The 12,662-nt window shown below is 57.0% G+C and carries 6 protein-coding genes and 1 tRNA gene; 4 read left to right on the top strand and 3 right to left on the bottom strand.

Annotated elements, in window-relative coordinates:
• Window positions 1–80: 80 nt before the first annotated feature.
• Both queE and H8K04_19370 read right to left on the bottom strand, forming a co-directional pair.
• Window positions 81–716, bottom strand: coding sequence for a 7-carboxy-7-deazaguanine synthase QueE (gene queE, locus H8K04_19375; protein ID UVT15927.1), 636 nt, complete (start codon window positions 714–716; stop codon window positions 81–83).
• Between the two features lie 78 nt (window positions 717–794).
• Window positions 795–1,475 carry an HAD family hydrolase gene (locus tag H8K04_19370; GenBank protein UVT15926.1) on the bottom strand — a complete coding sequence of 227 codons (681 nt, stop codon included), beginning with the start codon at window positions 1,473–1,475 and terminating at the stop codon, window positions 795–797.
• A gap of 154 nt (window positions 1,476–1,629) precedes the next feature.
• Between H8K04_19370 and H8K04_19365 the strand changes: the two genes are divergently transcribed.
• A tRNA-Leu gene (locus H8K04_19365) sits at window positions 1,630–1,713 on the top strand.
• 143 nt (window positions 1,714–1,856) lie between these two features.
• Here H8K04_19365 and H8K04_19360 read toward each other — a convergent pair.
• The gene (locus H8K04_19360) at window positions 1,857–2,567 is read right to left on the bottom strand and encodes a hypothetical protein (GenBank protein ID UVT15925.1); all 711 of its coding nucleotides are present in this window, start codon (window positions 2,565–2,567) and stop codon (window positions 1,857–1,859) included.
• 572 nt (window positions 2,568–3,139) lie between these two features.
• Here H8K04_19360 and H8K04_19355 point away from each other — a divergent pair.
• From H8K04_19355 to H8K04_19345, 3 genes are all read left to right on the top strand, one after another.
• Window positions 3,140–7,054: a PAS domain S-box protein gene (locus H8K04_19355; GenBank protein ID UVT15924.1), complete on the top strand. Its 3,915-nt coding sequence runs from the start codon at window positions 3,140–3,142 to the stop codon at window positions 7,052–7,054.
• Between the two features lie 315 nt (window positions 7,055–7,369).
• Window positions 7,370–11,905 carry a PAS domain S-box protein gene (locus tag H8K04_19350; protein ID UVT15923.1) on the top strand — a complete coding sequence of 1,512 codons (4,536 nt, stop codon included), beginning with the start codon at window positions 7,370–7,372 and terminating at the stop codon, window positions 11,903–11,905.
• On the top strand, window positions 11,892–12,548 hold the full coding sequence (locus tag H8K04_19345; protein ID UVT15922.1) for a response regulator transcription factor: 657 nt from the start codon (window positions 11,892–11,894) through the stop codon (window positions 12,546–12,548). Before H8K04_19350 ends, H8K04_19345 begins: the two co-directional genes overlap by 14 nt.
• Window positions 12,549–12,662 lie beyond the last annotated feature (114 nt).

Genomic DNA, 12,662 nt, shown 5'->3' with positions numbered 1-12,662 from the left:
TGTCTATCAATCGGCCGATGTCATCCGTCGATCACCGATCATCCCCGGCCTTCACACATCCCCCGTGACGAGTGATGGCCCTATACTCCTCGCATATCGGGTGCCCAAATATGCTTGTGCAGTTGCAGCTGAAGGCGAATCGGCAGACGATCTGCCAGCAGCCATTCAGCCAAGTGGCGGGGATCCAGCGTGCCGAATACCGGGCTGAAGAGGACAGGACAGCGCTCGGGCAATCGGAAGCGATCCAGCACGTGTTTCGCCCATTCATAATCACGGCGGTCTTGGATGACAAATTTCACTTCATCCAGTGGTCGTAACCGTTCCACATTGGGCCAGTGCATCCGGTCCATCATGCCGCTCCCTGGACATTTCACATCCAGAATGATGCGCACGGAGGGGTCGACGACGGACGTATCGACGGCCCCGCTGGTTTCGAGGAGAACCGTGAATCCTTCTTCACACAACCGACGCAGCAACACGGCCGTGTCCGGCTGTGCCAACGGTTCCCCACCGGTCACCTCAACCAGCGGACAACCGTAGGACCGCACCTGTTCGAGAATGTCCGCGATGGACTGGTCCGTTCCTCCGAAGAACGCGTATTCCGTGTCACACCAGACGCAACGAAGAGGGCAACCGGTCAGGCGTACGAATACGCAGGGCCTCCCGGCGAAAGTGGATTCACCCTGAACACTATGGAAGATTTCTGTCACGCGCATGGGAAAGGTGTGGGCTCGCCGATGTGTCGGTCGGGGGATTCGGCGAGGAAGATAGTCGAACCGATCACAAGCCGCCGCTCATTGCCATTTGACAACAGGCCAGTTCTTACGCCGGGCGATGGAGGCCATTCCACGGATGGGATTCACCACCGTCGGGTGTCCTACGGCACGGAGCAAGTCCAAATCACCGGGGCTGTCTCCATAGGCGTAGCACTGGGACAGATCAAGCGTCAGTTCATGGGTCAATCGATCGATCAGTTGGCGTTTCCCCTCTCCATAGGGAAGGGGAGGCACAAGGAAGCCGGTGTAGAGGCCGTTCTGTTGCTCCAACTGACTGGCAAAGCACCGATCGGCCCGAAGTGCGTCAGCGACGGGGGCAATCAGGAAATCGATGGAACCCGTCACGAAGATGATGGCATGGCCCGCCCGGCGATGCTCGTCGAGCATGCGCATGGCTGTGGGAGAGACACGAGGACATAATTCCTCTCGACAGAATTCCTCACCCAAGGGTTGGATCACTTGCGAAGGCTTCCCGGCCAGGTAGAGCTTACGTTCGCGGAGCGGATGCAACGATAGAGGCGGGAAATGCCGCAGGAGCCACGACACACTGTCGCGAGCTTCGGGCCAGCCGACGATACCGCGGCGCCACAGCCAGCGGAAAAATCTCACTTCGCTCGCTTCGCCTGGCAAGATGGTATTGTCGACATCAAAGAATGCCGCAACGGTGGCTGAGAGGCTTCGTTGATCAGTCCGTATCATAAAGGCGCCGTCCGAGTTACAAAATGAGAGGCCAATTCTACCGGAGGCATGGTTCATTGACAAGAATTTTACCCTACTTCTATAATGCACCTCCTTTCCCCTCTATGTTGACTAAAAGCGTTGATGCAGGCTTCGTGTCAACATCCTGCTGAGTGCCGAAGTGGTGGAATGGCAGACACGCACGTTTGAGGGGCGTGTGGCGAAAGCCGTGCGGGTTCAAGTCCCGCCTTCGGCACCATCTTTCTTCATAGTCCAACGGATTCAGTAACTTGGTGGAGAGCCGCCTTTCTTACCACACCCACCATGTCCCCTCTCTTCTCTGGCAACTCACCCGCACCATCTTGTTGTATGGCTCGGGTTGCTTCTTGGCTGTCTCATAGCTCATCTTGAGGGGCGTTCAACAGGAGAACGAGGCGCCGTGAGGGTCTCGGCTTCCGGCCATCGAAACGATGGCCAATATCTCGGCGCCAAGCGCTCATAGACTTCTGTAATCGACCATGGGGGAAACTCATACATAGGTCCACCGCTCGCGTTATGCCCCAGATTCCACTGGCGCACGTGGTACCTGCGCGCCAAGAGAGAAATCGGATGCATGGCAGACATGTCGAGCGTGACCATGTGGTTGTCGTCTTCTCTGGGATCGGTCATCGCGAAGTGGCCTGCAACTTTATTCCGCCAAATTAGGACGTCTTTGATCTCAGGGATCCCAGTTACGTAAGCCTTGCAGGCAGCGGCTATACGCTTTCGTCCGGCCTTGTTCTTCAGGTCCTTGCGGCTGGCTGCGCCGTTGTTTAGGGAAGCCAGAAGGCCCACGAGATTCACATAGGTACTCAACGACACTCCAAACCAGTGGAAGTAACTTTCCAGCAAGCGAGCCTCCCGTGGGTCGGTACCGGGGTGAGCGGCACGCTTCGCTGCAGCGTCCCTGCGCCGCAACGGCTCTTCCTTCTGCCACACTGTCATCGCGATGTGATTCAAGCCCGTCTCAAGGGACATGAGAGTCGAGAGCTCAAAGATGCCGGTATCCGCAGAAATCTGCGTAGGCACCAAGTGGTCGATGATGACGTTTATGCTTGGCTCATCTGTTGGCACGACACTCCCTCCCGAGGTCAATGGTTTGTGAATAGGCTTCGTGCACTGCGGAGACTCGAGTTGTCCGGTAACTACTCTATCCCGCACGGGCGTCTTTTGACTAGATGTTGCAACTCTAATTATGAGACCCATAACCCGTGAGTCGGGCGGGCAGCTCGAGTGTGGCAGAGATGTGGCGAAAGCGTGGTTCCAGGAGCGGCGAGTCAGTACGAACTGAATCATATGGCCGTAATCTCCGGTGCTTCTAATAGGGATGACCAGGGATTGCCAAAATCATCAAGGACTTACGGAAGCCCTCTTCATACAATCTCGCTTTCGGCAGTATTGATTCCGAACATCACTCCCCGGTTCTCTTCTTAGGGTCTCTGGCTCATTCGGATCTGGACTTTCATCCCCATCTCGTAGGACACTAGCCCATTTTTGATCTCTTCTCGTACGCCTGAGTGACCTGCGATGAGATCGTCTCACCCCAAGCCGACCCCTACCATCTCATCGTCGTTTGATTCGTTCGCGTCTGTGATCCTCAACTCGTCTTCAATCGGTCGGCCCCATCACACGGCAAGGAGTCTCACATGATCTCTACGGGTAATCTTTCTGTTTTGGATTTGCTGCGCAAACGGGTCGCCGATCTGTCCCATGAACTGGCGGAGCGAGACAGTGTGTTGCACGAACGAACTCGGCACCTCCGTGTTGCCCAATCTCTGGCTCATCTGGGTAGCTGGGACTGGGAGATCGAGAGCGGCGAAGTCCGATGCTCCAACGAGCTGTATCGCATCTTCGGCCTTGAACCTGGATCTCACCACATGACCTTCGAGATCTTTGTATCGGCACTGCTTCCAGAAGAGCACGACCGGGTTGTCGCTTCAATCAATGATGCCTTGGGGGGAAAGGCGCCGTACGATGTGGAGTATCGAATCGTTCGTCCTAACGGCGACGTGCGGATGATTCATTGCTGCGGCGAGGTCCTGCGTGACGACAATGGAAAGCCGTGTCGCATGTCCGGCTCCGTCCTGGATATTACGGAGCGCACGCGCACAGAGGCGATGTTGCGGTCCTCACAGGAAAAGCTCCGTCAGGCCCTCCAAGCATCGGGAATTGGACTATGGGACTGGAATACTGAAACGAAGGATATGAGTCTCTCAGATGAGTGGAAACGCCAGCTTGGATACGGGGAGACGGAACTCCACGACTCATTCGAGACCTGGGAGGCGCTGTTACACCCGGATGATCATGATCACGCCATTGCGTATGTGCGGGAGTACGTGCGTGCACGTCAGGGAGAGTATCGGCAGGAGTTTCGCCTGCGGCACAAGGATGGAACATACCGATGGGTCGAAGCCCGTGCCTCGTTTGTGGCGGAAGCCGACGGTCGCCGGATTCGCCTTCTCGGCTCGCATACCGACATCACAGATCGTAAACGGATGGAGGAAGCGGTGCGGGAGAGTGAGGACCGGTACCGGGCGTTGGTTGAACTTTCACCATCCGGAGTCTTCGTCTTCCGTGAAGGACAGACCGTGTATGCCAACCACACGACCGCCATTCTTATGGGAGCGAATGATCCACGGGAAATTCTCGAACGGCCGATGTTTGATTTCATCCATCCGGATTATCACCACGACGTCCGTGAAAATATGAAACGGTTACTCACCGGGAGGGATTCCGTTCATAGCGCGGAACGAATCTATTTGAAGAGGGATGGAACACCGATCCACGTTCAAGTCGAAGCCGCACGGATCATGTGGGACGGCAAACCCGCCATTCTTAACCTTGTTTCCGATGTCGCTGAGCGTAAGCAGGCGGAAGACGCGCTGCGGGCCAGCGAGGAACTGTTCTCCAAAGCGTTCCGGTCGAGCCCGGACCCGATGATTCTGGTGGAGCTTGACTCGGGCCGGTGGCTTGACGTCAACGAGGCCTGTCTCACCTGCCTTGAGTATCCTCGAGAGGATGTGGTCGGCCGCAAGGGAGATGAGCTTGAACATTGGTTGCCGCTGGACACTCAAGTTCGCTTCATTGAAAGAGTGAACCGCGAGGGCTCGATCCGTAATTTCGAGGTTGCTTTTGATACGGCCAGCGGTGAGCACCGCGATTGCCTGATGTCCGCCGAGCGAATTGAATACAACGGCAAATCCTGCATGATCGTACTCAGTAAAGACATCACCGAACGAAGGCAGGCGGAACAGGCCCTCTGGAAGAGCCGGCAAGCCATCCGCGCGCTCCACGATATCTCGTCGGCGCAGGGGCAGTCGTTTCAAGAGCGGGTCGAAGCCCTGCTACAGCTCGGGTGCCGATTTTTCGACCTTCCGATCGGCGTCGAGACCTTTGTTCAGGGCGAAGCCTTGGAGATGGGCCCGGTCAACGCACCCGACTCGGCTTTCCATCCAGGCATGCGCGTGCCTCTGTGCAACACGTACTGCAGCGAGACCCTTCGCCAGAGCGGGACGTTGAGTTTCGAGCATGCCGGTGCGTCTCCGATATGGCGCCAGCATCCAGCCTACGCGACGCTGAAGTTGGAATCGTATATCGGGGCCGTGGTCAACGGACTGGAACGCACCTATGGAACACTGTACTTCGCAAGTGTCGAACCCCGCGACAAACGTTATACCGAGTCCGAACGGGATTTCATCCAACTCATGGCGAGATGGCTCGGCAGCGAGCTGGACCACCAATCGGCACTGGACGCATTGCGTCAAAGCGAGGAACGATACCGGACCCTCTATGATGAAACGCCCTCGATGTATTTCACCGTGGACGGTACGGGAATGATCCGGTCCGTCAACCAGTACGGCGCGCAGTACTTGGGCTATGGCGTCGAGGATCTGGTGGGGAAGTCGGTGACGACGGTGTTTTTTAAAGAAGACCGAGAGCGTGTTTGTGCTGAAATGGAAGCGTTCTTTCGTCATCCGGAAGGCGTGGCGCAATGGGAATTCCGCAAGGTGCGGAACGATGGCACGGTGCTCTGGGTCCGCGAGTTTGCGCGTGTGCTGCAAAGCCTGGATGGAGAACCGTTGGCGCTGATCGTGTGCGACGATATCACCGAGCGCAAGCATGCGGAAGAAGCACTGCGTGCCAGCGAGGAACGGTTTGCCAAGGCGTTCCAGGCGAGCCCGCATCCTGTGGTCATCAGCGAGGTAGACACCGGTCGGCTGGTGGAGGTCAATGATGCCGCGTGTCAGCTGTTGGGCTATCGCAATGACGAAGTCGAGGGACACACCACTTTGGAGCTAGGCGTCTGGTATTCGGCCGAGGAACGAATACGTTTTGTCGATCTATTGAAGCGTGTGGGGTCGATCCGCAACATGGAAGTCAAACTGCGAAGCAAACATGGCGAAGTTCGCCAGTTCCTGTTGTCGTCGGAGCTGATCGAGCTCAAGGGCAAACAATGTAGTGTGACGGTGGGGGATGACATCACGGATCGGAAACGTGCCGAGGACGAGTTACGCCGGTCCCATGCCTTCTTGCGGCAGGTGATCGACGGCGATCCGAATTTTATTTTTGCCAAGGATCGCGAAGGACGCTTTACGATGGTCAACAAGGCGGTCGCTGATTGTTACGGAACCACTGTGGAAAACCTCATCGGTCAGTCGGATGCTGATTTTAACCCCAACGGAGAAGAGGTGGAGTTCTTTCGTCAGAAGGATCTCCAGGTCATGAACTCGTTGCAGGAATGCTTTATCGCGGAGGAAAAAATCACGGATTGGTCCGGCAAGATGCGATGGTTACAGTCCATCAAGCGGCCCATTATTGATGACCATGGGCACGCCCACATGGTGCTTGGCGCGTCGACCGACATCACCGAGCGGAAGCGAATGGAAGAAATGCTTCTGCAACGCGAACGGGATTTGAGCGCGGCCCTTCAAGAACGGGAACGGATCAGCCAGGATCTCCACGACGGGATCCTCCAATCGCTGTATGCGGTCGGGCTCGGGTTGGAAACGTGTAAGCCGCTGATCAGGGAACAACCGGAACACGTCGCTGAAAAATTTCTGACGACACTTGATCAGGCCATTGGGCAACTCAACCAAGTCATGGGGGAGATCCGCAATTTCATCGCCGGTCTCGAGTCTCACCTTATGCAAGGCGGAGACCTCCCGACGGCCTTACGCACCATGGTCCAAACCATGTGCGCTTCTTCGTCGGCCACATGTCGGGTGCGGATCGACGATGCAGCTGGCCGGCATATCTCAACCGAGCACGCCCTTCATATCATCAACATTGTGCGGGAGGGGTTGAGTAACTCCCTTCGTCACAGCCATGCCACACGCATTACCGTATCATTGCGACAGCTGATCGGTTCGGTCCGTCTGGCCATTACTGACAATGGCATCGGATTCAATCCACGGTCGGCCCATGGGGTCGGTCACGGGTTGGAAAACATGGCGGCGCGGGCTCAAAAAGTCGGCGGCCTGTTCGCCGTCCGGGCGGAGCCTCATCGAGGGGCAAGAATTCTGCTTGATCTTCCCAAAGACGCCGATGAGACCTCCAGCTAACACGCATCGTTGAGAGGTGCGCGGCAAGAGCCGTGGGGGTTCGAGACCCGCCGTGGACGCCATCGGCCTGAACGTCTGCCCCGAGTCTACTTCCGGCTCTGGGTCCATTTGGATCTAGACTTTCCTCTATTCCCATAGGACACTGGTGCCCTCTTGAGACCTTTTCTTAGGAACCAGTAGCTTCAGTCCAAGGCGAAGAAATATTCTTGGCGAAAGCCACATTCACTCATCGATTCGCGAGGGGGAAGCGGTTACTCCCATGAGCTGAGCTGACCATCGATAGAGGATCGGTGTCACGCAGCAAGGAGCCTCATCATGAGTCCAACGAGCCACCTTCCTGAATGGGATCTGCTGCGCAAGCAGGTCGCCGACTTGGCGCGTGACCTTGCCGAACGGGACCGTGTGCTGCACGAACGAACTCGCCACCTCCATGTGGCGCAAGCCCTTGCTCACTTGGGGAGTTGGGACTGGGATATCGGGAACGGCGCGGTGCACTGGTCAGATGAGCTCTACCGTATATTCGGGTACGAGCCGCAATCACGCGAGGTGACGTTCGACACCTTTGTCTCGGCAATTCTTCCGGACGATCATGACCGGGTCCTGGCGTCGTTCGATGGCGCGTTGGCCGGAGCGTCAACCTATGACATCGAATGCCGGATCGTCCGGCCCGATGGCGAGATACGCACCATTCACTGCTGCGGCGAAGTGGACCGCGACGGCGGCGGGCAGCCCCTTCGTCTGTCCGGAACAGCCTTGGATGTGACCGATCGCAAGCGGGCGGAGTCCGCGCTGCAACAGCGCGAAGCTCACTTCCGCGCGCTGATCGAGCATTCCTCGGACATCATCACGGTGCTTGATTTGGACGGCACGATTCGGTTTGAAAGCCCCTCCTTCGAACGATTGCTCGGTTACGCGCAACACGAGCTCGACGGGCAGATCGCCTTTGAGTTCATTCATCAGGAGGATCTTCCCGTTGTGATGGAAAAGTTCCAGTTGCTCATCCAGCGGCTTGGAGTCCCTCAAATTGCGGAATTTCGCTTTCGTCACAAGGACCGCTCATGGCGCCATTTCGAAGGAATCGGTCGGGCGGTGTGTGATCCTGAAGGACGCTGCAGCGTCATCGTCAACTCACGGGACATTACCGAGCGGAAGCGCACGGACGCCATGCTACGGACCTCGCAAGAAAAACTCCGACAAGCCCTCCAGGCGTCGGGGACCGGGTTATGGGACTGGAACACGGACACGAAAGAGGTCGTGCTTTCTAGGGAATGGAAACGACAGCTTGGATACGAAGACACGGAGCTGGCGGACTCATTCGACACGTGGGAAACGCGGCTGCACCCGGACGATCATGATCGAGCCATCGCGTATGTGCAGGACTACCTGACAAGCGCTGAGAGCGACTATCGGCAGGAATTCCGCATGCGGCACAAGGATGGGACCTATCGATGGATCGAATCACGAGCCTCCTTTGTGACGGAAGCCGACGGCCGACGAATCCGCCTCCTCGGATCGCATACCGACATTACGGATCGCAAACGGATGGAGGAGACCCTCTCAGTCGCCCTCCACGATCTTCAGAACATCACCGAGACCGTTCCCGACATCATGTATACCCTGGATCTCGAGGGGAAGGTCGTCAATTGGAATAAGCACGTCTGGAACATCAGCGGCTATTCCCCCGAAGAATTGATGCATCGTCCGGCGCTGACATTCGTTCCGGAAGAGGAGCGGCCGAAACTTGCGGCGGCCATGCAACAGGTGGTTGAAGCGGGGACTGCGGAAGTTGAATGTCACTTGGTGACGAAAGACGGACGGACCATTCCCTACCACTGGACCGGCGCCGTGCTGAAGGATCGTGGCGGCCGGCTCATCGGCATGACCGGTATCGGTCGAGATATTACGGCATTGAAGCACGTTGAAGCGGCAGTACGGGAGAGCGAAGAACGGTACCGGACGTTGGTGGAGCTTTCCCCGTCAGGCGTCTTCGTCATCTGTGAAGGTCGGACGGTCTACATCAACCGAACCGGTATCTTCATCATGGGCGGGAGAGATGCCAAGGAAATTCTGGATCGATCGATTTTTGAGTTTATCCATCCGGACCATCATCAAGAAGTCCGTGAGAACATCACACGGTTGCTCGCAGGCGGGGTTTCTGTCCATAGCGCGGAGCGAACATATCTCAAGATAGATGGAACATCCGTTCCAGTTCAGGTGGAAGCCGCACGGATCATGTGGAACGGCAAGCCCGCCATACTCGGCCTGTTTTCCGACATCACGGAACGTAAGCGGGCGGAGGAACGGTTGCGCCAGACCCAATTCGCCATGGATCAGGCAGTGGACGCGATTTACTGGATCGATCCGTACGCCAAGATCCTCTATGCGAATGAGGCCGCCAGCCTCATGGTGGGCTATTCGAGAGACGAGCTCCTCGGCATGACGGTGCATGACCTCAATCCGGATTTTCCGGCGTCCATGTGGCCGGGCTTCTGGGAGGAGACGCGGCGAAACAGGACCATGTCCTTCGAGACCAACCATCGGGCCAAGGATGGGCGGCTCGTCCCGATCGACATTCGCGTCAGTTTCCTCGCTTATGAAGGGCAGGAATTCCACTGTGCCTTCGTCCGTGACATCACGCAACGCAAGAGAGCAGAAGAAGCTCTGCGGGTAAGCGGAGAACTGGGCCGCGGCATTTTGAATTCATTGTCTGCTCACATCGCTGTGCTGAATCACGAAGGCGCGATTGTGGCCGTCAACGAAGCCTGGAGGCGATTCGCCAGTGCCAACGGGACGGTGCCTTCCTTGAATACAGGAATCGGCATGAACTATCTGGGCATCTGTCGCCAAGTCCTGAAGGAAGACGTACCGACGCAGATGATTCTCGACGGCATCGAAGAGGTCCGCACGGGACGGCAAGGGGCCTTTACCATCGAGTATCCCTGCCATACACCCACGGAGCAGCGCTGGTTCGTTCTGCGCGCCACCGCCTTGGCGGGCGACGGGGAAGGAGTCGTGGTTGCCCACGAGGACATCACCGACCGCAAGCGGGCCGAAGAGGCGTTACGGGCGAGCGAAGAGCGCTTCCGGTTGCTGGTGGAGGAAGCTCCGCTTGGCATCACGGTACTGGACGGAGAAAAGCGGTACGTGAAGGTGAATCAGGCTTTCTGTAAGCTTGTGGGATTCTCTTCGGAGGAGCTCCTCGGACAAACCTATGCGCGCTTCACCCATCCCGACGATCTCTCCAAGAACCTGGCACTCACTGACGAAATGCACGCAGGCCTCCGGCAAGGCTACCGTATAGAGAAGCGGTACGTGCGGAAGGACGGCCAGGCTGTCTGGGTTGTGGTCAACGCCACACGATTGACTCTTGCGGGGGCCACCGATCATTTTATGGTCGCCATTATCGAGGACATCACCGAGCGCAAGCGGGTGGAAGAGGCGCTACGGTTGACCCAATTCTCCGTGGATAGGGCGGTCGAGGCGGTGTTGTGGGTGGACTCCAGCGCCAGAATTCTTAGCGTCAATGACACCGCTTGTCGAATGTTGGACTACCCGCGCGAAAAGCTGATCGTCATGACCGTGCATGATATCGATCCGAGCGTTGAGGTAGAACGGTGGCAGGGTCATTGGAATAACCTGAAGCAACAAGGCTCGCTCACATTCGAGTCAACCTATCGGTCACGAACCGGAAGTGTTTTGGAGGCGGAAGTCACCGTCAACTACTTGCAGTATGCAGGCAAAGAATATGGCTGCGCGATTCTGAGGGATGTGGGAGACCGCAAGCGGGCGGAGGCGGAGCTGCACCGCTCCCATACATTCTTGCGACAGGTCATCGACACGGATCCGGACCTCATCTTCGCCAAGGACCGGGAAGGCCGCTTTACGATGGCCAACAAAGCTGTCGCCGATTGGTACGGCACGACGGTGGAAGATCTGACCGGGAAGTCCGACGCTGATTTCAATAGCAATGCGGAGGAGGTCGAGTTCTTTCGGCAAAACGATCTTGAGGTGATGAATTCCGGGCGGGATCGGTTTATCCCGGAGGAGAGAATCACCGATGCGAGCGGACGAACGCGCTGGGTGCAGACCGTGAAGAGGCCGATTTTCGACGACCACGGGCGGGCTCACATGGTGCTTGGCGCCGCAACCGATATTACAGAACGGAAGCGCATGGAAGAGATGCTCTTGCAACGCGAACGGGATTTGAGCGCGGCTCTTCAAGAGCGGGAACGGATCAGCCAGGATCTCCACGACGGTCTTCTCCAATCGTTGTATGCGGTTGGCCTCGGACTAGAGACGTGCAAACCGATGATCAGGCAGCAGCCGGAACACATGGCTGGAAAATTTATCAGGACGCTCGATCAGGCGATCGGGCAACTCAACCAAGTGATGGGCGAGGTGCGGAATTTTATCGCCGGCCTAGAGTCTCACGTCATACAAGGCGGTGACTTTCCGACCGCTCTGCGAACCATGGTGAAAAGCATGGCAGGTTCTTCGGCGGCCAGATGTATGGTAAGAATCGACAACCCAGCCGCGCGTCGGCTTTCAACGGAGCACGCGCTTCATATCATGAATATCGTACGGGAAGGGCTCAGTAACGCATTGCGTCACAGTCGAGCCACACGGATCACTGTGTCGTTTCGAGAGCTCAGCCAGTCGGTTCGTCTTTCCATTACCGATGACGGAGTCGGCTTCAATGCACGATCGGCTCAAGGAATTGGTTATGGGTTGGCCAACATGGCGGCACGGGCTCAAAAGGTCCGCGGGTTGTTTGCGCTGCAGTCAAAACCTTTCAAGGGAACGAAAATCCTGCTCGATCTCCCAAAGGACGCGCACTATGCTCACAACTAAAACTCACACCATTCGAGTGTTGCTCGTGGACGATCATGAAGTCATTCGCGTGGGGCTTCGGACGGTACTCGGCCAAACCCAGGGTGTCACGGTGGTGGGGGAAGCGGGCACGATGGCTGAGGCGGTCCAGCAAACGCAGAAGCTGAAGCCTGACGTGGTCTTGATGGATGTCCGCCTCCCCGACGGTTCCGGGGTTGATGCGTGCCGAGAGATTCTCGGAGTCTTGCCGGGCACACGGGTGATTTTCCTGACATCCTACGCCGACGATGATTCCGTTCTCGCTGCAGTACTCGCCGGGGCTCATGGTTACGTCCTGAAGGAAATCGACTCACCGGGCTTGCTGGAAGCGATCCGTTCGGTCGCCAGGGGCCAATCGATCTTAGATTCCGGTGTGACAGAACGGGCGCTGCGGTGGCTGAGAGGATTGCACGATCTGCCGGCGACTCCGGGCTCAGATCAGCTGTCGTCCCAGGAAGAACGGGTTGTCGCGCTGGTGGCCGAGGGGAAGACGAACAAGGAAATCGCAGTCGCTCTGGGCCTCAGCGACAAGACGGTCAAGAACTATTTGGCGAATGTGTTTCAGAAGCTCCGCATCACGCGGCGCGCGCAAGCGGCTGCCTTCTTCGTGAAACGCCAAGGATAGTCCGACAGCATTCGGCTCTACCATTTCTAGGGGCAAAATTCTAGCCTGCAAATAACGTTCATATCTGGGCATTCCTCCCGGATCTCTATAGACTTACCTCAGTTTCTTCGTATT

The sequence above is a fragment of the Nitrospira sp. genome, assembly GCA_024760525.1.
Classification (GTDB): Bacteria; Nitrospirota; Nitrospiria; order Nitrospirales; family Nitrospiraceae; genus Nitrospira_D.
The sequence above is the reverse complement of the archived record's forward strand: the minus strand, read 5'-3'. Positions and strand labels throughout refer to the sequence as shown.

Excerpts from the sequence above, each read along its gene's own strand:
- H8K04_19355 (UVT15924.1), top strand. The coding sequence starts at position 3,140 with ATGATCTCTACGGGTAATCTTTCTGTTTTGGATTTGCTGCGCAAACGG.
- H8K04_19345 (UVT15922.1), top strand. The coding sequence starts at position 11,892 with ATGCTCACAACTAAAACTCACACCATTCGAGTGTTGCTCGTGGACGAT.
- queE (UVT15927.1), bottom strand. The coding sequence starts at position 716 with ATGCGCGTGACAGAAATCTTCCATAGTGTTCAGGGTGAATCCACTTTC.
- H8K04_19350 (UVT15923.1), top strand. The coding sequence starts at position 7,370 with ATGAGTCCAACGAGCCACCTTCCTGAATGGGATCTGCTGCGCAAGCAG.
- H8K04_19370 (UVT15926.1), bottom strand. The coding sequence starts at position 1,475 with ATGATACGGACTGATCAACGAAGCCTCTCAGCCACCGTTGCGGCATTC.